The sequence below is a fragment of the Siminovitchia sp. FSL H7-0308 genome, assembly GCF_037980985.1.
Lineage (GTDB): Bacteria > Bacillota > Bacilli > Bacillales > Bacillaceae_C > Siminovitchia > Siminovitchia thermophila.
This window is the reverse complement of sequence record NZ_CP150282.1, coordinates 4,049,261-4,073,263: the sequence shown is the minus strand read 5'-3', so window position 1 is coordinate 4,073,263 and position 24,003 is coordinate 4,049,261. Positions and strand designations below refer to the sequence as shown.

Genomic DNA, 24,003 nt, shown 5'->3' with positions numbered 1-24,003 from the left:
AAAAACTAAATGGCTCCTTATATTAGAGGGTGTTCCCCTCCTTAAAGGCTTGTATGTGAAAGGAAATGAATAAACCGCGTAAAATCAACTTTTAAAACTTGATTTCACGCGGTTCTATTTTTCATCATTTGTAGGAATATCAAATCGCTTTCAACTTATCTCCAAAGATTGTGCCATTTTATATATATGGGTTTTGCGGTCATAATGGACGAGCAAACTCGATTTTGATTTGAATTAAAGTTAGCTATAAGTCTTTATTTTGACTCCTTACTCATTACTAGACAATCGCGCATATGACTCACATTCTTTTCCTGAAACTTCATTCGTTCTTGTATGAGTTAAGATTTTTCTATCTTTTTAAGATCAAAAAGACTTAAATCATTATTTCTTAATAGCTCAACAAATTGTTGAAGCCAATTATAGTATTTGGCACTATGTTTTAGTTTATGTAAGTCTTTCAAACAAGCTTGTCTTTCTTCCTCCGTGGTTTCTTCAGATAATACAATTTCTGAAAGTGTTGTTATGGCTTCGTTAATTGCTGTTAACATGACATCGATTTCTCTTTGTAATTTCACAGTGAAAAAGTTACGAAAAGTCTTAAAGAAATCAGTTTCAGCTACATATTGATTTTTTCGATCTTTTTTTTCCTCTAGTTGCGTAACCATCCCTGAATCGACTAATGATCGAACTGCATAGCTCATATTACTTTTGCTCATATTCATGTAGCCTTTCATCTCTTCAAGTGTTAACGGTTTCTCTTCAAAAAACATGATACCGTATAATTTTCCAAATGAGTAATTGACACCATATAAATCCATTGTTTGAGCAATCGCGTCTATCACTTTTTCTCTTAACTCATTTTGGACGCTTGATTCTTCTTTTTGTTTTTCCACAATTGAACGCTCCTTTTATCATTTCGTCGATGTGCTAGATCGAATTGACACAACGATTAAATACCTCTTTATAAAAATACTTCATACTTCACTATATTTAGAATAATAATTTCATTTCTGTATGTCCACACCCGGCCTTACTTGTAAATCAAATTGTTTTAGCTGAGGACCCGTCTTTGAAGAACTTATTTTGAAATTAGACGCAGTCATTGTAAAAATGAATTTACAAAAATTTAATTTTATCTACATATATATTTAATAATCTAGGAGTACACTGAGATCGTTCAATAAAAATTGAATACATATTAAAAAAGTTATTAAAAAGCACTTTATGATTAAATATTAAATATATATTGAACAATAGTCAAGTTATCGAAGGGTGATTATAGTATTCTAAAATAATAATTTCGCGTTCAGTTATATGATGAAAAGTCGGTCTATCATCTCTCTAGTATGTTCTATATTATTTTTAAAAACTCGGAAAAGCTCTCCTTTAAAATAGCCGCCGGAGAGGTGATTGCCTGGACAAGCATACACTATCACGTCATTTGGTAAATGGTTCAGTCCATCCACCGATCAAATATCTGCCGATGGAGCTTTTCAAGACCATGATTTATCAAAGGATCGAATGTAACCTCTGTGATAAACCGGGGATATTACAACATAGGAGTTTGATCAGTGGTACGGATCAGGATGAAATCCAATACCATCGGTCAATTTCTGGTAATAACAACAAAGCGTAAGGGGATGTAAGTATGTCCAGTATTACACTGAAGAGTTTAACAAAAAAATATGCGAAAGATAGAAATATATTAAATCAATTAAATCTAGAGATTGAGGATAAAGAATTTTTAGTTTTGCTAGGTCCATCCGGTTGTGGAAAATCCACTTTGCTTCAAATGATTGCGGGGATTGAAGAAGTAACAGAAGGTGAAGTATTCATTGGACAGACGTGTGTCAACGATGTTGAACCGAAGGATAGAGGCGTGGCGATGGTATTTCAAAACTATGCCTTATATCCTCATATGACCGTATTTGAAAATATGGCTTACGGCTTGAAAATACAAAAAGTGAAAAAAGAAGAGAGAAAAAAAAGAATTGAAGCAGCTGCGGAGATTTTACAAATCACTCCTTTGCTCAAACGTTATCCGAATCAGTTATCTGGTGGTCAAAAACAAAGGGTAGCAATTGGTAGAGCCATTGTGAAAGAGCCTAAAGTTTTTTTAATGGATGAGCCATTATCCAATTTGGATGCAAAACTAAGAAATGAAATGAGAATTGAAATTAAGAAGCTACATGAAAGACTTAATTCCACATTTATTTATGTGACACATGATCAAGTAGAAGCCGTTACTTTAGGAGATCGTATCGCGATTATGAAAGATGGCGAGTTTAGACAAATTGGCACACCGCTGGAGATCATTGATTGTCCGGCAGATATGTTTGTTGCAAGTTTCATAAGCTCTCCACCAATCAATTATGTAAATGCAAAACTAACGAAAGAAGACGGAAGCGTCTTTGTAGAGATAGATGGCGCGTCATGGGAAATAACAATGCCTTTACAGTTAACAGGGATGTCATTTGGAGATGAAGTGATTGCCGGGATCAGGCCTGAACATTGTTTCATCGCCAACGAAAATGAACATGGACTTTTAATGGAAGTATTATTTACTGAAATTATCGGTACTGATGTACTTTTACATTTGCAATATAAAAATCAATCTTTTCTTCTAAAGAAAAATCTAGATCAGTTATATGAAAAGGGGCAAAAAATCAAAGTAGGCATTCATGCCGATAAATTCAATTTATTTCATAAAAGTACTGAAAAGAACTTGAGGGTGTACGAATGAATATATTAATTTCGCTGGATGGGATTGGTTATCAAACGTTCGAAAAGTATGCAGATTCCTTTTTGAATCGAGGATATTCATATTGTAAAAAAATGATGACGACATTTCCATCCGTTACATTCAATGCACATGCAACAGCTCTAACTGGAAATGAAGATAAGAAACATTCTGTCTTTGACAACATCGTTAGTCATTCAAAGACATTAGAAAAAGTAGTGTTATATGGTGATCATCAAGCTCTTTGTAATCAGCAGCTGCATGAACAAACGTTATTTTCTACTTTAGCGAGGCAATCCTTTAAGAGTAGCTGCATTCATTGGCCCTTAACAACGGATAATCCATTTGTACAACATTTAGTGACAGAATCAAGTAGTAAAAAGAATAATTCAATTGATGAAAGTCATGCTGTTTACAATTTGGACACCATTGCTTTAGAAGAAACGATTGCTTGTATTCGATCAAATCAGTTTGATTTTATCGCAACTAGATTTGTGGCTTATGATTCACTTTCTCACCAATTTGGAAAAGATTCTAAAGAAGCAATGGAAAGCTTGACGTTTTTATTTGATAGCGTCGATAAATTGGAACAAACATTGGTTGAGCAGAAGAAACCATTCAACATCATTATTTTTTCAGATCATGGACAAAGTGATGTGAAATCATTCTTCTATCCGAATGAAAGGTTATTTACAAGTGAATGGAAAGAAGCGTTATTGACAAACAAAGTTCGATTTATCGGTGACGGAAGTGGTTCTCTGTTGTTTTACAGCTTATTAGATGAAGAAAGCAATCAAAAGATAATGGATGACTTTACTGCAATGGAAGAAGTGAGAGCTTTTCATATATTAGAAGGGGTAAATCATTCACCATTTGCGCCTTACGGCATTTTAGATTTACAAATGAATGTTTGTGGTGAGGACTTCATTCCTCCCGAGCAACCTCGTTACCGCAATTTAAAAAGTTTACATGGTTACGACCCATTAAAAATAGAAGAGATGAATGGCTTTATGATTTGCAAAGGAGACCAAATTGTAGAGAACAAAATTGTTCCAGAAAGTAACTTAATCCATCTTGCACCTACTATAGCGAAATTATTCAAAACATCTCATGGTAGCGACGGGGAAGTAATGAAAGGTTTTTTGAAGGAGCATGGGTAAATGCCTAAATTAATAAAAAGTTTCAAGAGTCATTCGTGGCCGTTTTTATTGTTATTGCCTACTTTAATTCCATTGACGGTATTTTGGTTATATCCCTTGTTGAAAACATTTTATATTAGCTTTACAGATTGGAACTATATTTCACCCGATTATGATTATGTCCAATTTGATAATTATCAAGGGTTAGTGACAGATTCCTTTTTTCTAAAAGTATTACTAAATACTTTTGTTTTTACATTTTTCACAGTCGTTCCTCCCATTATTATCGGTATATTTGGAGCGGTGTTGTTAAACAAAATAAAAGCAGTACGGAACTTCTTCGTTGCTTCTATTTTTTCATCATGGATTACGCCAACTGTTGTCGTTTCAATGGTTTGGGTAAGTATTTTTGACAAAGATACTGGTATCGTTAATGCGATCTTATCCAAGTTTGGTGTTGAACGAATCGGATGGTTGGCTGGTGAAACGACGGCGATGCTCGTTGTCATCATTGTAACAATATGGCGCTATGCGGGTTTATCGATCTTATTGCTTACTTCTTCCATGGCTCAATTAGATCCAGATGTTGAGAAAGCAAATAGTTTAGATGGCGGAAGAGGTTTTAGGAAATTGTTCAGAATTACGTTGCCAGCTATTTCTCCAATTCTTATTTTCTTATTGGTCTTATTTACTTTAGATTCATTGAAAGCTTACGATCAAATTTACATCTTAACACAAGGAGGACCATCTGGAGCGACATCTACGATTTTGTATTATTTCTATGTGCTTGCCTTTGAATGGTATGAAACGGGCCCTGCTTCTGCGCTCGCCATGATCTTTTTAGTCATTTGTTTACTCATTAGCGCAATCAATTATATGGTCACGAAAATGACGTTTAAAAATTGAGGTGAAATGATTGTACACCAAAAAGTGGAAGGAAGTAACCATCTATTCAACATTAGTGTTGCTAAGTCTACTAATGGCCTTTCCGTATTTATGGATGTTGATGATTTCGGTTAAACCGAAAGATGAATTGTATAGCGGCAATATCCTTCCCTCGACCTTTCAGTTTGAGAACTATGTAAGAGTTTTTACTGAATCAAATATGGGGCAGTATTTATGGAACAGTATTTTTGTCAGTGCTGTGATTATTATTGTACAAATATTATCCGCTATTTTTGCAGCCTATTCATTTGTGGCGATTAAGAAAAAATGGGTGCAATTTTGTTTTGTTTTGATTTTAGCGACTTATATGTTGCCTTCTGCGGTAACCTACATTCCGTCGTTTATATTAATCTCCAATATGAATTTGCTGGATACACATCTGGGCTATATTTTGAGTGAAGCAATTAGCATATTTGCCATCTTTTTTCTCAGGCAATCTTTCTCGAAGGTTCCGAAAGAAGTTGTACAAGCGGCAAAATTAGATGGAGCAGGACATTTAAGGCTGATTTTTACTGTTTATATCCCCTATACAAAAAGTGCGATTGCTTCTCTTATTTTGATTACTTTTATATATAGTTACAACAACTACATGTGGCCGTCTCTATTAATGAAGTCCGAAGAAAACATGTTAGTGACAATTGGCATGAGGCGTTTATTTATGACACAGGCCGGGTATGGCATGGACTTTCCTTTTGCAATGGCAGCAAGTGCGATTTCACTTTTACCAATGTTACTCTTGCTCATCATTTTTAACAAAAGAATTATCCGGTCTATGTCCAACTTGTATGTGAACAAATAGGGAGGTGATCAATAAAGAATTTGGACAAGGTACTACAAATCTTTCAAGGAAGCAAGAAAATAAAGGAGGAAGTGTACATGAAGAGTCACAACAAAAGATGGAAGCATCTTAGTTTCTTCATCGCCAGTTTCGCTTTACTTATAGCTGTATTAGTAGGTTGTTCGAATGGAGATTCGAAAGGATCAACGACGAAAGAGACTGAAAGTGCCAATGGAGAAAAAATTAAGCTCGAATTTTACTATGGCTTAGGTGGAAAGCTCGGCGAAACGATGAATAAATTAATCGAAGATTTTAATAAATCAAATGACAAATATGAAATTGTACCAGTTGTGCAAGGTGAATATGGTGAAACATTACAAGCTTTGCAAGCATCGTTAGCTGCTGGAAAACCGCCGGCATTAGCCATTAATAGATACCCGGAATTTATGAAGTTAGCAAATAGTGATGTCTTACTGCCGTTAGATGAATATATGAATGAGCCTGAGTTTAACAAAGACGACATGCTTTTACTTGATCAAGGGTTGTACGATGAAAAAACGTTAGGTGTTCCAGCATTTGTCGCTTCACAAATGATGTATTATCGAAAAGATATTTTTGAAAAGCATAACATTAACTACGATGAGTTAGAAAATTTTGAAGAACTTGCCGAAGCAGCGAAATTAATCAAAGAAAAGGAAGGCATTAGTGTTGGTCTGTTATGTGGTATACCGAGCACATGATTGATTATGCCCGCTCCGCAGGTGGAGATATTGTAAGTGAGGATGGAAAAACGGTCACAATTGATTCAGAAGAATGGGTCTATGCTTGGGATAGTATTAGAAAATGGATTCATGAAGATAAAATAATGGATACTGTCCACGGAGGAAACGGATGGGAATGGTGGTATAAAACCATTGACAACGTGATGAATGATCGTTCAGCAGGTTATACCGGTTCGTCTGGCGATGGTGGAGATTTAGACTTCACAAAAGTCGCCACAGGTATGCAAAAAGGTTTTAAAGACAGTGAACCGAGACCAGTAGCTGTTTCTGTTATGTTTAATTTATTTAAAGATGCGCCTAAAGAACAACAAGAAGGCGCGTGGGAATTTGTCAAATTTTACACAGCAGCGGAACAAACAGCTTATTGGGCAGTTGAAACAGGCTATATTCCTGTCAGGGACAGTGCTGTTGAGACAGATATTTACCAAGAAAAGTTAAAAGAAAATCCCTATTTGGCAGTTCCATTAGAACAAGCAAAAACAAAAGGTATTCCACCATATGTCGATCCAACAGGCGGAAAAATTTATACCGAAATTGAATTAGCAAAAGACAAAGTGTTAATTCAAAACATACCGGCAAAAGAAGCGTTAGAAGAAGCACAAAAGAAAGCCCAAAAAGAACTAGATAAAGTATTGAAAAAATAAAATAGACTGAATGAAAAAGGAGCGCTATAACATGAATGGAAAAATAGAACTTGCTGTTTTTGATTTGGCCGGAACACTTGTAAAAGATAATAATGGGGTGAGAGATTGCTTACATAAAGCGGCAATCGCTCATGGTTTGGATGTTACAAAAGACGAAATTAGCACACATATGGGCACAAATAAAATCCACTTATATCAATTTTTAATTGCTCGTAAAAACGGCAATATGATAGATTTCAAGAACTTTGAAGTGGACATCGACGATTCCACACGTGAACAAGCAACAGACATTTATCACGATTATACTAAATATATGATCTCTTATTATGAAGAAAATTGTGAAGAAATCGAAGGTGCTACTGAAACATTAAAGTGGTGTCAAGAAAATGGTATTAAAGTAGCGACGGGTACAGGTTTCCATAGTGATATCAATCAGGTCATTATGGAAAAGCTCGGTTGGGTGAAAAATGGTTTAATTGACTGTGCTGTCGATTTAGATATGGTTCCAGAAGGGAAAGGGAGACCCGCGCCATTTATGATTTTTAAAGCAATGGAATATTTGAATGTACAAAATGCGCGGAAAGTCATTAAATTAGGCGATACACCAGCGGATATGTTGGAAGGCTATAATGCAGGTTGTAGAGCGGTAATTGGTGTTATGCAAGGTTCTACACCCATTGAAGTATGGGGAAAATATTGGCATACCCATGTTTTAAATACAGTAGCCGATTTACCAGAATTAATGAAATCGGGCAAGATTGTCTAATGAAAAGTTTTAGAAGTCTCGCAAGTATCGGCATTGTATTACCAAAGCTGTATCCATTTTCTCAAGAAGAACCTGAAAAATTCATCTCGAATTTACTGTCTATTTTAGAAGACCCATTTTTTACAGCTGTTGAAGTGTCTTATATCGCGGATGAAAAAGCTAGACAAGCAGTGAAGAAATATACAGAATATAGCGGAGTAGAAGTCATTTTTAACGGTGGGGATGCTTTTAGAGCGTTACAGATTGATTTGAGCTCTTTAGATTCAAAACAGAGAGAAGCGTCTGTTGAAAAATGTAAAATGCTCATCGAACATTGCTATGAAATGAACGCCAAAGTGATGCATATCGTCACTGGAAAATATGAAGGCGAAGCGTATCGAAAACAGAATATCGAAGCATTTATACAGTCGGCGATGGAGATTTGTCATGAGGCTAGAAAAAAAGCGGCACATTATGAACTCTGTATATCGTTAGAGATTGGTGATCGGCATGTTGATCGTCAATATTTACTAGGACCAACACATGAAGCGGTAAGTGTAGCCCAAAAGATTCGCAGTGAATATCAGAACTTTGGTTTGTTACTGGATCAAAGTCATTTACCAATCATGCAAGAAAATCCGGTAAAGTCGCTTTGGTTAGCAAAAGATTATTTAACACATATTCATCTCGGAAACAGTTATATCAAAGATAGAAATGTACCATATTTTGGTGATAAGCATATTCCATTTGGTATTCAAGATTCCGAAGTAGGTGTGGAAGAGCTGGCACAATTTATTCGGACACTACATGAAATCGACTTTTTTAAAAGTCCAAAACCGACGAGAAAGCCTGTCGTCACATTTGAAGTAGGACGTTTGGAGCAGGAATCCTCGCAATTGGTTATTGCTAATGTGAAACGTACATTTTTAGAAGCATGGGAAATGGCCTAGGTGGTGCATATATGAATATTTTAATAACAGGTTATTATAGTGAGGGTTCAAAACGGAGAGTCATTCAAGCTTTTCCAAATGAGTGGTCCGTGAAAGTGATCGAACCTGAACTCATTGAAGAATATATTAGTGAAGCTGACGTTTTAATCCCGGAACATATTCAAGTCAATAGTCAGTTGCTTCAAAAAGCAAAAAAATTGAAGTTTGTGCAAACAGGAGCAGGTTACGATAATGTTGATATTGATGCTTGTTCAAAAAACCATATTTGGGTGAGCAATGCTGCCGGGGTTAACGCCAATGCAGTAGCCGAGCATATTATCGCTTTTATGCTCAGTTACTTTAAAAATATCCCTTACTTAGACCACTTTATGAAAAATAAAAAAGATGAAACGCAATTGAGTTATACAGGTGGAGAATTGTTTGGGAAAACAATCGGCACAATCGGGCTAGGTGCAATCGGTAAAAGAGTTGCAGAGTTGGCAAACGCATTTGGAATGAATGTGTTAGCTTATGATATTAATAAAAATATCGATCATAAAATAGCCACTCTTGTTGAATTAGAAGAACTGATCGAAAAGTCTGATGTGATTACCGTCAATATTTTTCTAAATGAATCGACTAGACATTTAGTAGACCGTCAATTTTTAAGTAAGATGAAGAAAGATGCTCTTTTCATTAATACAGCTAGAGGACCGATTGTATGTGAACCCGATTTAATCGCTGCACTCAAAAATAGAGAGATTGGTGGCGCTTGTTTAGATGTTTTTGAAAATGAGCCACTCAGTTTAGAGAGCGAACTTAGACAATTGGAAAATGTCATTTTAACACCGCATACGGCAGGAATGCCTGACGGAATGAAGTTTCATCAAAAAAGGTTTCAATTCTTTATTGAAAATATAAAGAGAGTGCTAGAAAATAAAGTTCCTTTTAATCACTTAAATGAATTATAATTGAGTTGATCCAAGCAACGACAGTACTGCAGTCACGGAAAGTCGACAAGTTTATGAAGTGGATGATGAATTGCGCATTCATTTTGCGAGGGTATTTTGAAGTATTTTACACGGATTTGTGTCGTTTGAACAAATTCGCTCGAGATGGATGATCGGTTTTCTATCTTCATGAAGACCGTTTGAAGGGAATTTAATACAGCAATGGCTCGTGATGAAGTGGTCTTGATTACCATTCATTCGGGCTTTTTTTTATTCGCCATTTTTTACGCTTACTACAGAAAAGTTTAACTTGCTTTCGCAGTATACTTGCAGATAGATATTCCATTCAATGGAGGTTCAAGTGAGCCTTTCGCAAAGCCACATATATTTTTTTTAGGTCAGGATGGAGGCGCCAGTTGTATTGCTGTCGATATTTGGACGAAGGCCAAGTGCAAGCGTGGGCTCATCGTTTTTACGAGCGCAGGATTTACAATTGTTTTCGATCAGAACAACACTTTTTATTGAGTAAAAAGCAATTGAATTATATTTGCAAGCAAGTACTTGCATTCATACTGGGCGATCTGTACAATATGAGTAACGAGAAGGAGGGGGGCTTTCTTGAAACTGTTACGTTTTCGCATGAAGGGTCAGCAAGACATTCATTTTGGTGTACTATTAAATGAACGAGTCGTTTCATTTGAAACTCTTCACCACATAAGTGGCAGGTCGGCTTCATTGTTAACAGATTGTGAGACGTATCTTCAGAACTTACCAGCAAGTGAACAGCAAGCAAAAAGTTTAGTCGAGTTTGGCAGGCAGTACGAGCAATTTGCGACTGATGATGCCATCTATCCTTTACATGAAGTTCAATTGTTATCACCGCTCGACACTGTTTCGGCTTTACTAGATTTTGGTTTTAGTCCGAGGCATTTGGCAAATGCAGGTGAGACACTCATCAACCATGAATTTCAGTGGCCTCTTCGCTCTTTATTGAAGTGGTTTTTAAAGCGTTCTTTTCAAAAAGAGAAAAAGAAAACAGTTTATCGGTATTACAAATGTAATCATCTACAAGTAAGTGGACCAGATGAGGAGTTGGTATGGCCAGCGTATACATCTTACTTGGATATTGAACCGGAACTTGGCATTGTCATTGGCCATCAGCTGGATGCCGCAGGTGTTGTGCCAACAATTGCAGGTTACGTTATTTATAATGATGTGTCAGCGCGGGATGTCCAGTGGGAAGATTTTCGTAGCTTATGTGGTCCCAGCACAAGTAAGGATTTTGAACGAAGTAATGGATTTGGCCCTTATCTTGTGACACCTGATGAAGTCGAAAACCCTCTCGCTTTGCATGTATCTGTTCAAATTGCGGATAGATGGAGATGGGAAGGAAGTACATCTGAATACACGGTGCATCCTAATGATGTCCTGGCTTATGTGCAAAAGATTTTTCAACCTGCAGCTGGAACGGTGATTGGGATGGGAACCATTCCAGATTGTTGCGGGTTCGATCGTGATGAATGGATTCGTCCAGGGGATCGTATTTCGATTACATTTGATCGACTCGGTACATTGACACAATTTGTTCCGCGTCAGCTGCCTGCTCTCCAACATTCGAGATGGGGACAAAGGGCAGATATATGTGAGGAGAGTAAAAGCGAGTGAGGGATACTTTTACATTACCGGACATCCACCCAGATACTCCCCCATGTGAACTTCAGGTATTCAATGCAGGTTTTTGTAGAGCGAAACACCATCATCTTGTAAAAAATAAGCCAAAGACAACAATGAAAATCCCTGCGTTGTTCTTTTTAATACAACATCCCGTTGCAGGGAATCTGTTATTTGATACCGGTTATTCTACTCGCTTTTACGCCTATACTGCCACCTTTCCATTTTCACTTATGAGCGCCATTACACCTGTTCACATTACCGATCAAGAAAATGCAGCTACTCAACTGAAAGCAATCGGGATCGCCCCAGAAGAGATTCGGCATGTCTTGCTGTCGCATTTGCATGTTGATCATAGTGGGGGAGTGCAAGATTTTAAACACGCGCGGTTTTTCGTGGATTGTAAAGAGTGGGAATTTGGTCAGCGCGCCGCATGGCGGCTTTTGCTAAACGGTTATATTAAAAAGCTATATGATCAGATTCCATTGAGTAAACGGACGCTCCTCCATTTCGAGAAAAATGGCACTCCATACGGTCCCTTTAAACATACAATTGATTTATTTCAAGATGGTTCCATTATATTGATCTCACTGCCAGGACATTCGATTGGTCAATACGGTCTCCTCTTAAACCAACCGAGCGGGAAACGGTTTTTTCTCTTAGCTGATGCGGTTTATCTGAATGAAAATTATCGTACGCTGACGACGGGCAGTTGGTGGAGTCGTCTGGCCCATTTCAATTACAAGCAAATGATTTCATGGTTCTCACTGTTTAAGCAATTGGAACAGAACCATCCAGACCTCATTTGTATTCCGAGTCATGATCCGGCGGCTTACGAACGTTTTGTTGTCTCATCTTCATCAATCAGGTGATGCTTGTGGATATACAACGAAACAGGCAAAAGATCGTATTTTGACAGCTGTCATTCTTTGCAATAAGGGGTGCTACTAAAGGAAAGCGAAACAAGCAGGTGTCAATGAAGGTTCGCTCTTTCTTTATTTTGGAAAAGCATTGATGAAAGAACGTTCTTATTAGTTAGATACGGAGTATCGACAAGCTTTTTGAAGATCCCGCAGAAGCGACCTATGTTTCCGTGGAAGCTGAAGAGACCTGCGGAAAGCGAAATATGTTGACGTAGCGATGATCGGGATTTTTTAACACAAATAGGGGCCGGAAAAAACCCTGTAAAAATGAAATAAACCGCATGGAATCAAGTTTAAAAAACTTGATTTCACGCGGCTTTATTCTCGCGATTTTTACGAATATGAATCAGCTTTCAACTTATGTCCCGGCTCCTTCAATAGTACAATTTCAAGAAGAAGAGTGTTCCTTGAATTTAAGTTTCAGCCGGTCCGTTTTTTGTCTTAGTTGATCGTTTTCTTTTTACGATAGTGTTGAATGAGCCATAAGCTCGTACCCATTAATAGTAAGAATGCGCCGAGCAACATCCAATTATATAGATTTGTTGCTGTATTCGGTAAAGAAGATGATCCTGTACCATTATGATTGGATGTATTTTTAATAATGGGCGCTTGGCCATCATCCTTTGTTTGACTTACTTTCGGTTGGTTTTTGCCATTCTTGGCTGCTGGTCGTTCTATACGAGGCTTTTCAGAATCTTGACCGTTTCCATTGGAATTGCCTGGCTTGTTTTTACCATCATTTGGCTTTCCACCTGGTTGGCCGCCATCGCTTGGTTTTTCCGGTTTTTCCGGTTTCTCTGGTTTTTCTGGTTCAATAACTTCTCCATCAACCGTTAGAAAACTCCAAATGTCAGAGCGTGTTTGACCACCGAACTTATCAGTCGCTACCGTATACCAGAAATATTCATGGTTCGGATCTAAATCATTCCATACAACAGAGGCTTTTTCCCCGCTAGGAACATTGTTTACTGTGCCAATTTTTTCGTCTGTATACACATTGACTTCAATGTAATCCGTAGCAACCTTTTTCGTTTGTGCCGCTGTATCAAAATCAAATGAAAATTCATCTTTTCCAGGATACTCCGCTGGATCATAATAATTATAATCATCCAGGTAAGGAGAATATGTTTGGACATAGATTTGATTATCTTTCATTTTGACATTTAAAATCCGTAAATATCCTTGACCACCTTCAGGGCCGCCTTGATAATCAGCCAACATTTGATAAACGGTCCGATCAGCAATGCCGTCCCCATTATCATCAATGTCGTCTACCAATGTTTGGGCGTTATGATAATGGCCAGACAATACGGCAAAGACATTTTCATTTGGCACAACCACTTGTTCAAAAAGCGCATCCCCGATAGGACTTCTATTACCCGTTGCTAATAAATATTCATGTACATTCAGAACAGCTTTTCTGTTGGGATGAGCTTCGAGCAATTGATTTACCCAGGCAATGCCCTCTTCTTCAATACCCCAACCAAGATAGATCATGATAAAGTCCATACCGTTGACAGACAGTAAATCGTAATGTCCACGATTATTTTGGAAAGAACCTCCATAGTAATCGTTGTCTTTAAAACGGTCTTCTCCAAAGAAACGACTATAGTAACTATAATCATGGTCTTTGTTGTTGACATCATGGTTTCCGGCAAGAACGCCATATGGAACACCGGCATCATCTAACGTCTTCATCGCTTTATCCGCAACATTCCATTGGTTTAAATCATCGTAAACATTTACGATGTCTCCCGTGTGGAAAACATATTCAATGTTTAGCTTTTCTCTATTTTTTACGATCCAGTCTGTTTGCTTTTCATAAATATATGGATAGCTTTCCGTATAATATTGTGTATCTGACATCCAGACAAAACTGAAATCTTCCCCAATAGACGCAATTTGGTCTTGGACAATGACGCTAATTTTTTGATCTTGAACATATTCCAGTCCTTGAACTGTTCCCACAAGTTCAAAGTCTTCTTTTCCGGCAATCGTCGTTACAAGAGCATCCCATTTACTAGTTTGGTAGTTCCAAGCATACATCGTTACTTTTCTGCCTTCTAAGGAAGAACCATTCCAAACAATTTCAATTTCGTCGTTTTCATCTACTTTCTGATCAACCGTAACATCAAAACGGTGGTAAGGAAACTGATAATCCGATTCCGTTTCTAGTTTGTTTCCATCCAGAGCTTGCAATGGTTTGCGCTCATCATCTGTTATCCGCTCTTCTCCTTCAGGAAGATGCTCGTTAGGAGGCTCGGTGTCGACAGCATTCTGAGAAATGGTCATATTTTTGTCTTCAGCAGTATATTGATATGCTTGGTAAAAATCGACATCCATTTCATCGCTTGTCGGATCTTTTACCGTAACGGATAGATTCGCGCTCGTGCTATCCGGATCGTTTGATAGCCAGTCAGGTAAAAACGGATGTTCCTCAACTACATGGAACGTCAGCTTTTTTTCCATTGTATTGTTGGCAGCATCGGTAGCTTGATAGACGAGCTCATGTTTTCCCGGTTTTAAAAGGGCGGAAGATGTTTTGTAAGGAAGTGAAATATATTCTCCATCTAGTTGTGCGGTTAATGAAGTCACTTCACTCGTTTCATCTTTTGCTTCTGCGTCAATTGTAAATTCTCCCTTATACGTTTCCCCATCTTTCATAGAAGGAAGAATAATCGGTTTCGTATTATCCGTTATAACCGTAGCGGCAACTTCTTCATTTCCTGAGACAGCTTTTATGTGATGCTTGCCATCAGGCACTTTCGTTGTATCAAATAAATAAGCGGTTGAAGCAAATTCTTCTTCCCCGAGATTAAACGTGAAGTCATAAATGGGATCTTTTCCCGGGCTGTCGCCGATCCAGTAATCCTGATTCGGATCACTGAATTTCGGATCATATATCGTTGTTCCATCAGATAAAACCAAGCGGATGTTTTTAATCGTAAAGTCATCTCGGTTTTCTTGAGAAGTTTCATCAAATGGCCCTACTTTGTTACCGGCGCGAATCGTAACCGTATTTTCACCTTGTTTCAGTTTATCCGCAGGGATCGGAATTGTAAATGTCGTAAAGTTCGTATGCGTGTCATCGAAGATATGGAGAATTTCATCTCCCATCGTTACGCCGTTTTGGAAATAAATATTTGTATCTTTTACCTCAAAGGCAAAATATGCCTCGGATTCCATTGCTTTAAAGGTGTTTGTTACTTCATTGTTATCAATAAATAGTTGAGGCGCGGCTTTCCCATCATCTGTGGTCGCCTTCATTACTTTTTCGCCGGAAATCAGCTCATTATCGCTGACATTCAGACGCAAACCTTCTTGCAAATTAGGGTTTTCAATGCTGATCGTACTGGCGTTAGAAACCGCTTCATTTCTTCCATCGCTCGCGACAAAATAGTATTCTAATTCACTTTTGCCAATTAACTCTGGTTCATAAACAATATGTTCATATTTATGATCAGCTTGTGTTACTAAGTTGACTTTTCTGAAGTCGGCTGTTTTATCGTTACGATAATAGACAGTAACGGATTTAACATCGAGATTATCTGTCACTGTTGCTGAAAGTGTCACCGGTTCTTTTGAAGTAATTTCTTTTTTATTTGTTGTATCTGTAATGACTGGTTTTTCTGTGTCTTTCGGTATGTTGACTTTTTCTGCCGGCACTTGTTCCGTTAATACAGATCCTGGAGTTGCCGGCGATTTTCCGGCACTGATTTTTTTCGAATAAAGGCCTCCGTCGGTTGGATAACGATAAAAGATACCTTTGTTAGCTACCGTATCATCTACATCAACTTCATCATTATAGCTTGCATAGGAGAGTTCTTTTCCTGTTTTGGTCGCAATAACTAGTGTGCGCTGGCCGCTGTTCGCCATTGATGTATTATAAATCTTAAAAAGGTTTTTCCCTTCCATTAAATTTGTTTTAAAATTCGCATTAAAATCAGCAGCTGTTTTATCCGTGTTTGCATGATTTATTATCCAGAATACGATTGTTTCTCCAGGAGCAATTATCACTTCTTGGTCATCTTTAGGGCCCCAAATTAAGTCATTTCCCGCACCTGTATTCGGATAACGATAACGAATCGAATAGTCTTTAAAATTAATCGGTTCTGTTGAATTGTTATAGACTTCGATAAACTCATAGGCATCAGCGCCATTGCTATTTGTCGTATCTGGAACAAGTTCAGTAATTAAAAGAGGCGGCACCTTTTGATAATCAATATCTTCTGCTGGAAATTTGTATTCTTGAACTTCCGTTTTTGTCTCACCCGCTTCATTGGAAGCTGTAAAATAATAGTTTATTTTATTGCTCCATATCGCATCCCGCGGAATCGTCACGGAATAGTTAGTCGGGTCATCTTTAGAAGGTTCCAATTGCCAAGTTTGATAATCCGCTTTGTCACTTTGTGAGATTGAAATAGTTGCTCCTACTAATTTCTGCTCCGATGAAATAGTTACATTTATCTTGATTTGATCGTTGTCAACGGTAACCGCAGGATTTTTAATGACCGGTTTAGCGATGCTTCCGCTTTCGTCTTCATCAATCATAACGGGCTTTTCCGGAGCTTGCCCAGGGACGATGGTTAATGGTGTAATCGTTTCACCAATACCAACCTTCAGCATCTTTGTTCCTTGTTTAGGGTAACTGTACACAATGCCTTGATCTGGGAGTGTATCATCTGCTGCTGTATCATTATAGGTTGCTTGCACAATTTCGTTATTAAACTTATCTGCAACGACGAGGGTGCGCTGACTGCCATTCGCCATTCCATCGCTATGAACTTCTGTGACATGACTTTCTGGCAGATTTAACCCATATTGTTGGTTGAAGTCAGCAAGTGTTTTGTCTTGGTTGCCGCTATTTTTAATCCAGACAATAAAGCTTTCTTGCGGCGCAATGACTTTATTATCAGATAGCTTCCATACTTGATCGGCTGTACCGTCAGGGTAACGGTAAAGTAATTGATAGTCTTTCATATTAATAGATTGGTTTGAATTATTATAGATCTCAATGAACTCATAACCATCAGCTTTATTCACATTTGCAGTGTCAGGAGTGATTTCAGTAATCAATAGCCTGGGAAGTTTTTGCGTATCCACATTCGTTACTTGATCGACGGTAACTTGTATATCATTCTCTTTAGGGTATACAACTGTTCCACCTTCAGTAGTTTCCGCCACGATTTGATAGCTGAAACTAGGTGACCAAAGGAATTCTTTTGGCACTGTTACTGTAAATGCATCTGTACCCTCCGATTTCGTGAAAGGAAGCTCTTGCTTCATCATTTGCTTCCCTGTTTTAAATGTTAGTGTCAAACTTTTCACATTAGGGGCAGTTGCATGTATGGTTAGATCTTTTTCATTGGAAATCTGTTCCGTTGGCTCGTGCTTAATAATCGATTCTTCCTTTGTCGTTTCTGCTTTATTCGTAACGTTTTTTTGTACTTCTTTTTGAGCCGGCTTTGTAGAATCGGCTGTCTTTTCTTGTTGGCTGTTATCTTGAGGAGCTTCTTGAGAAACTTCTATTTCCACTTGTTGATCTGGAACTTGTCCATGAGTGAATGTGCCAGGTGTAGCTGTTTTCGCTAAACCTCCGTCATTCATTTGGTTATTATAAAAATAAAAAAGCTGACTAGCACTGGTTTCATCATAGATGTAAGCAATTTCGGATACACTTTTATTGTCATCTTGCTTGATAAATTTAATGGTTGAATCTTTGGCTGATACAGCGGCATGATCAATCACGATGACTTGTTCTTTTTTTACATTTGTACCGTAATGGTTATGAAAGGTTTCTATATGATTCGTTTTGTTGGTGAACCAAATGATTTTGGTTTCTCCAGCTGGAATAATGTTTGAATCATTAAATTCAATTTTTTTATCCTGAATCAACAATGAATAATCTTTTAACGGTACGGCTTCTGTCGTATTGTTATACACTTCGATAAACGGCTCTTTACCAAGATTCACTTCCGTTATCATCAGATGAGGAGCGGCTTGTGGATCCGTTTTCGCTTGATTTTTAATAGGCACTGTAAAAGTATCTGACGTTCTTTCGGTTTGCCCATCATCAGCTACAATCCAATAGTTCATTTTATTTGACCAAACTGAAGTGGCCGGGATAGAAGCAGTAAAAGTATGATTTTCTGCCTTATTCATAATCACGGCAACCGGCTTGGAAAGGGGTGTAGACTGATAGTATAAGGTTGCTTTTGCCGCATTTGGAATGGTTGCGGTTACTTGCTGGTTTTCTAAAGCATTAAATGATTCGGGTGCTACATGTTGAATTTCCAACTGTTGTTTCGCATCTTGTTCAGATGAACCAGAACTTTCAGTTGCTTGTTCTGTTTGTTGCTGTGGATGAGAAACAGTGGCATACGCAATCGAGCTGGTATGTAATAAGTTTGTAATAACTAGCATGATGGCAGTTATTCCTGCTAATAGCGTACGTAAATTCCTTTTTTTCATCATTTTTCCTCCTTTTTACAATGTAATATTAAGTATAAGTATCAACTATTAGTAAGCGGTTAAAAAATTGTAAAGTTTTGTAAAAATGGAAGAGGTTTTGTCACCACAATATGTACCAAGAAAAGCCAACTAGAGAGCACAGTTAACCAATATCGACAGCAGACAGCTTATTCAATAGAAGAAGGGGATCGAAGAAATAAAATGCCCTGAATCGTACGGTCGCCACAAGAACATACGATGATCGGATAAAAGATGAACGAAACAGATTTATCAGAAATGATAGAGTTAGAACGGTTAATCAAGGGGATTTAAGGAAGAATGTAAGTGATTTCCACATCCAAAAGAAGATGCGGTGAAACCAATGTGTTTATAGCATTCTAAAAATGTCGTTTGCCGGTTTATTTGTGTAAAAAAATTCCTATCATCTCTACGTCAACATATTTCGCTTTCCGCAGGTCTCTTCAGCTTCCTCGGAAAGCAAAGGTCGCTTTCCTGCGGGATCTTCAGCTCAAGCTATTCCCACAGGAGTCTACCTATTTTGACTACGCTAAAAGCTTGCGGGTTAGACACCAGGACAATTTATCCCGCATGTAAGGTGCCGTAAGACTCCCACTTCAAAATCTGAGTGGGAGAAAACGGCACCTAAATGCCCGATTGGTTCAACTAACATTCAGTAGGAGATGGAAGAAAACGCCTACTGAATGAAGTTTCACTTTATTGTTCGTTTTTTCATCAGTTGATTTAGTTGTGTCCCATACTCATTTTTTTCATTGTTACATCATTTTTTGATCAAAGTGAGCGATTCACCAGCAATGTTATTTTACCCATTCTCTTAACGCTAATATCTTAGTTTGCTTTAGACATGAGCGACCATTTGAATATTTGGCTGTGTTTCTTATTGATGACTTCGAAACGCTTGGTTTAATAGGGATGTTCTCAATAAAAATTAATTTTCACCACATTTTTATATGAAAAATTACATGAAATTTACATAAAGTAAATATTTGTTTTACATTTGTTTGCTAGTTTTAATTCATAAACAAACATTAAACAAAAAATATAAATGTCCGTTTATGTTTGGTTTTTAGTAGGTTAGAGAGGAGGAAACTGCAGTTACTCAGCTTTCGTGCTTTGGCAATTCATTGAACTACTTGAATGATCTGTTAAAAAGAGCAGTGAAAATTAATAACAACAGCCAATGCGAAAAATGAGTAAAAAACAAATAAGACCATTACACCCACACATTTGTTTAGAAGGTCATCCAAGCAATTCCAAATCACACTCAATAAGGGAGAGTAACAAAACGTGATCAAAAAACAATCGATGTTCATGATGATGATGATTCTCTTGATGATCTTCAGTACATTGAATCTACATGTACTAAACGCATCGGCTGCGGATCAGAAAAGGCCTACAATCGATTTGAAAAGAACACTCGAAGCCCCAACGATTGATGGTTCCATTGATGAGCCAATGTGGAAGGTTAGTGAACCATTAACAAAACACATAGGAGAAGGAGAAGCTCCCGAAGCTACATTTGGACTTCTTTGGGATCAAGAATATCTTTATGTGGCAATGGACATGGTCGACGACACACTCGTTCATGATGGTAGTGGATACTGGTATCAACAAGATAATATTGGCTTGTTTTTAGACCCGACATTACATCAATCCAGTCCATATGTAGATAATGATTTGCAAATTGGGCTTGTTTATAAACCCAACTCAAATGAGCCAGACTTTTACTTTGGTGGCGCACCTATTGCCAATCATGATCCGGCAAATGAAAGCAAGATTAAAAGAGCTATTCAAACAACAGAAAAAGGTTGGTCTGTAGAAATAGCCGTACCGTGGGAAATGCTTGATTTTGATCCTAATACTTCTAAGAAATTAGGAATCGAAGTACATGCTGTTGACCGTGATAACAAATCTGAAGACGATTCTTCTGTAAGTGCATGGAGCGCATTTGAAAGATCCTCTTTCTGGAATGATACATATGGTTTTGGTGAAGCTATTTTAGTCACTGATATCCTTTCAGAAAATTTTGATGGACTAGAAGCAAAACTACAGCCTGCCAAAGATGAAAGCATTGATCCATCTGTTCTAGGCTGGACACATGAAACACCAGAAGGATGGGAAAAAATAAATGCGTCTAATATGCCTCAAGGTGTAACAGAATGGCAAGGTTGGAGTTTTGCAACGAGAGATTTTTGGATATCTGCTGATACGCAACTGCGTGAAGAATTCTCAAAAGGATCTGGTGTCATAGCTATAGCTGATCCAGACGAATGGGATGATCAAGGAAGCCCTGCTTCTCAAGGGCAGTACGATAGTACTTTAGTGTCTCCAAAGATGAATGTTAATGGCGGAGATACGCTTGATTTAAGCCTTGATACTCATTATCGCCAAGAGGGAGTTCAAACGGCATTAATCACGGCCAAATTTGATACTGGGGAAGAGCAACAGGTATTACGCTATGATCACAATGAGAACTCAGATAATAAAGGCATCGATGTTTTAAATAAAACAGAAATCAAAAAGATTAAAGTGCCTGATCAGGCAACATCGATGACACTTGAATTTAGATTATTTAATGCTGTCAATAATTATTTCTGGGCAATTGATAATATCCGATTATTGGAAAAAGCCTCATTGCCAGAATTAACATTACAAGGTGAAAATCCTTTAGTAATCGAACTCGGAAGTGAGTTTATTGATCCAGGAGTTACAGCATTTGATCAGTTAGATGGGGATTTAACCGATAAAGTGGTAGTGGAGCATGAAATTGATACATCTAACCCAGGAATATATGAAGTGACTTATAGTGTTACGAATAGTACCGGATTTACTGAATCTGTCACTCGAGAAGTAATGGTAACAGGCACAAATGCTAATGAAGGATTAAAGATGTCTATGTCTGTTATTAGTGATACCCATACCAATATAAAGAAAACAGAACGTGCTTTATGGGATTTAAATTTAATTAATCCTAATCAGCATGCAATGGTCGTGGTTGGAGATGTTGTGGATTCCAGTTATCAAAATCAATATGATGAAATGAAACAAGTGATGGCTGATAACCCGCGCCCTGATAACTTATTCTATACAATCGGCAACCATGAATATTATGGCACGAATACTGAAATGGGCAAGAAACGATTTTTAGATTTTACAGGCCTTGACACAGTGTACTACGAAAGAGAAGTAAATGGATATCCGTTTATTGTACTTGGTCAAGAGGAAGCAAAAGAACCCATTAATCTTAGTGACGCACAGCTTCAGTGGTTTGAAGACACAATGAAAAAACAAGATCCAAATAAACCGATTTTTGTTTTCTTGCACCAGCCACTGCCATTTACCATTAACGGAACATGGGATGTTGCGTACTATCGAGACGGTATTAATCAATATAAACAATTAAAAGAGACCCTTTCAAAATATCCGAATGCTATTGTTTTTTCGGGTCACCAGCATTGGGATTTGCGTTTGCCGGATATGTTTGGAAATCATGACGGCTTTTATCAAGTGAGTACTGGAGCAGTAATCAATACGTATGGTCCAGATGGTCAAGGCGGAGAGAAAGTGATTGATGGAACAGGCAGTACAGGATTATATGTAGAAGTCCATGACGATAAAGTCGTTATTAAAGGACGAGACTTTACGAAATCAGACTGGATAGATGAATACCAACATGTCATTCCTTTGAAAAATGTGGAGCAAGTTGATAAATCAACGCTAGAGTCTGTCATTGCCGAAGCCGACAAAGTCAATACAGAGAAGTATACAGAAGCAAGTGTCCAAGTTTTTGCAGAGAAATTAGCGGCGGCAAAAGAAGTAATGGCAAACGAATCCGCGCCACAATCAGAAGTGGATGGAGCTGTAACAGCGTTGCAAGACGCAATGAAAGCATTGCAAGAAAAAGAAGCTCCTGCGGAAGAAGTTGACAAGTCAACGCTAGAGTCTGTCATTGCCGAAGCCGACAAAGTCAATACAGAGAAGTATACAGAAGCAAGTGTCGAAGTTTTTGCGGAAAAGTTAGCGGCGGCAAAAGAAGTAATGGCAAACGAATCCGCAACACAATCAGAAGTGGATGGAGCTGTAACAGCGCTGCAGGACGCGATAAAAGCATTACAAGAAAAAGAAGCTCCTTCAGAAGAAGTTGATAAATCAACTCTCGAGTCTGTCATTGCTGAAGCAGACAAAGTCAATACAGAGAAGTATACAGAAGCAAGTGTCCAAGTTTTTGCAGAAAAATTAGCGGCGGCGAAAGAAGTAATGGCAAACGAATCCGCGCCACAGTCAGAAGTGGATGGAGCTGTAACAGCGTTGCAAGACGCGATAAAAGCACTACAAGAAAAAGAAGCTCCTTCTGAAGAAGTTGACAAGTCAGCGCTCGAGTCTGTCATTGCCGAAGCAGACAAAGTGAATACAGAGAAGTATACAGAAGCAAGTGTCCAAGTTTTTGCAGAAAAGTTAGCGGCGGCAAAAGAAGTAATGGCAAACGAATCCGCAACACAATCAGAAGTGGATGGAGCTGTAACAGCGCTGCAGGACGCGATAAAAGCATTACAAGAAAAAGAAGCTCCTTCAGAAGAAGTTGATAAATCAACTCTCGAGTCTGTCATTGCTGAAGCAGACAAAGTCAATACAGAGAAGTATACAGAAGCAAGTGTCCAAGTTTTTGCAGAAAAATTAGCGGTGGCAAAAGAAGTAATGGCAAACGAATCCGCGCCACAATCAGAAGTGGATGGAGCTGTAACAGCGCTGCAGGACGCGATAAAAGCATTACAAGAAAAAGAAGCTCCTTCAGAAGAAGTTGACAAAAAAGCACTTGAGTCTCTCATTAAAGGGTCAGAAAAAATGAATACAGATAAGTATACACCAGAAAGTGTGCAAGTATTTTTGGAGAAGTTATCTGCCGCCAAGGAAGTGCTTCATAAGGAAAATGCTACCCAGTCTGAGGTAGACGGAGCACTAAAAGCATTACAAGACGCGATGACCCAATTAGTAGTCAGTGAAGAGCCGAAAGTTGACAAGCCAAAAGTTGACCAACCAACTACGAATGAAAAAGAGAGCGGAAATAAAAAAGTAAATAAAACATATGATAAGCAACAACAAGAGAAAGGGCATAAAGGTAGTCAATTACCTAATACGGCTACTTCTATGTTTCATTGGGCTCTCGCAGGATTTCTTCTCGTCGGTATTGGAGGATTAAGCGTGTATATTGCCAATAAAAGAAAGAGATTGAAAGGATAATATCCTATATAAGTATGGAATGGGACGAGC

At 38.0% G+C, this 24,003-nt stretch carries 14 protein-coding genes; 12 read left to right on the top strand and 2 right to left on the bottom strand.

Translation table 11 applies throughout. The features are described 5' to 3' along the window. Positions 1–338 precede the first annotated feature (338 nt). Complete coding sequence (locus MHB50_RS19040; RefSeq protein ID WP_253191956.1) at positions 339–893, bottom strand: winged helix DNA-binding protein; 555 nt, start codon at positions 891–893, stop codon at positions 339–341. 755 nt (positions 894–1,648) lie between these two features. Here MHB50_RS19040 and ugpC point away from each other — a divergent pair. The 11 genes from ugpC to MHB50_RS18985 all read left to right on the top strand — a co-directional run bounded on the left by ugpC (position 1,649) and on the right by MHB50_RS18985 (position 12,195). Continuing rightward, complete coding sequence (ugpC, locus tag MHB50_RS19035) at positions 1,649–2,743, top strand: sn-glycerol-3-phosphate ABC transporter ATP-binding protein UgpC (protein WP_077113990.1); 1,095 nt, start codon at positions 1,649–1,651, stop codon at positions 2,741–2,743. Continuing rightward, positions 2,740–3,900, top strand: a complete 1,161-nt coding sequence (locus MHB50_RS19030) for an alkaline phosphatase family protein (RefSeq protein ID WP_340084573.1) — start codon at positions 2,740–2,742, stop codon at positions 3,898–3,900. The genes ugpC and MHB50_RS19030 overlap by 4 nt, the downstream gene beginning before the upstream one ends. Beyond that, entirely contained in the window at positions 3,901–4,785 is an 885-nt protein-coding gene (locus tag MHB50_RS19025; RefSeq protein ID WP_340084571.1) for a sugar ABC transporter permease, read from the top strand. A gap of 10 nt (positions 4,786–4,795) precedes the next feature. Then, positions 4,796–5,623 (top strand): carbohydrate ABC transporter permease, encoded by an 828-nt coding sequence (locus MHB50_RS19020; RefSeq protein WP_077113987.1) that lies wholly within the window; start codon positions 4,796–4,798, stop codon positions 5,621–5,623. A gap of 77 nt (positions 5,624–5,700) precedes the next feature. Continuing rightward, complete coding sequence (locus MHB50_RS19015) at positions 5,701–6,342, top strand: extracellular solute-binding protein (protein WP_340084569.1); 642 nt, start codon at positions 5,701–5,703, stop codon at positions 6,340–6,342. After that, the gene (locus tag MHB50_RS19010) at positions 6,339–7,028 is read left to right on the top strand and encodes an extracellular solute-binding protein (protein ID WP_340084567.1); all 690 of its coding nucleotides are present in this window, start codon (positions 6,339–6,341) and stop codon (positions 7,026–7,028) included. Before MHB50_RS19015 ends, MHB50_RS19010 begins: the two co-directional genes overlap by 4 nt. Positions 7,029–7,059: 31 nt before the next feature. Further along, entirely contained in the window at positions 7,060–7,794 is a 735-nt protein-coding gene (locus tag MHB50_RS19005) for an HAD hydrolase-like protein (protein WP_077113985.1), read from the top strand. Then, positions 7,794–8,723 carry a TIM barrel protein gene (locus tag MHB50_RS19000; RefSeq protein ID WP_077113984.1) on the top strand — a complete coding sequence of 310 codons (930 nt, stop codon included), beginning with the start codon at positions 7,794–7,796 and terminating at the stop codon, positions 8,721–8,723. The genes MHB50_RS19005 and MHB50_RS19000 overlap by 1 nt, the downstream gene beginning before the upstream one ends. A gap of 11 nt (positions 8,724–8,734) precedes the next feature. Further along, the gene (locus MHB50_RS18995; protein WP_077113983.1) at positions 8,735–9,673 is read left to right on the top strand and encodes an NAD(P)-dependent oxidoreductase; all 939 of its coding nucleotides are present in this window, start codon (positions 8,735–8,737) and stop codon (positions 9,671–9,673) included. A gap of 597 nt (positions 9,674–10,270) precedes the next feature. Next, the gene (locus MHB50_RS18990; RefSeq protein WP_077113982.1) at positions 10,271–11,317 is read left to right on the top strand and encodes a fumarylacetoacetate hydrolase family protein; all 1,047 of its coding nucleotides are present in this window, start codon (positions 10,271–10,273) and stop codon (positions 11,315–11,317) included. Continuing rightward, a complete protein-coding gene (locus MHB50_RS18985) occupies positions 11,314–12,195 on the top strand; it encodes an MBL fold metallo-hydrolase (protein ID WP_340084563.1) in 882 nt (293 codons plus the stop codon). The genes MHB50_RS18990 and MHB50_RS18985 overlap by 4 nt, the downstream gene beginning before the upstream one ends. A 492-nt stretch (positions 12,196–12,687) precedes the next feature. On the opposite strand, the gene MHB50_RS18980 is transcribed toward MHB50_RS18985, so the two are convergent. Next, positions 12,688–18,720 (bottom strand): lamin tail domain-containing protein, encoded by a 6,033-nt coding sequence (locus MHB50_RS18980; RefSeq protein ID WP_340084561.1) that lies wholly within the window; start codon positions 18,718–18,720, stop codon positions 12,688–12,690. Between the two features lie 1,302 nt (positions 18,721–20,022). Between MHB50_RS18980 and MHB50_RS18975 the strand changes: the two genes are divergently transcribed. After that, positions 20,023–23,973, top strand: a complete 3,951-nt coding sequence (locus MHB50_RS18975) for an immunoglobulin-like domain-containing protein (protein ID WP_340084559.1) — start codon at positions 20,023–20,025, stop codon at positions 23,971–23,973. The last annotated feature ends 30 nt before the right edge of the window (positions 23,974–24,003 follow it).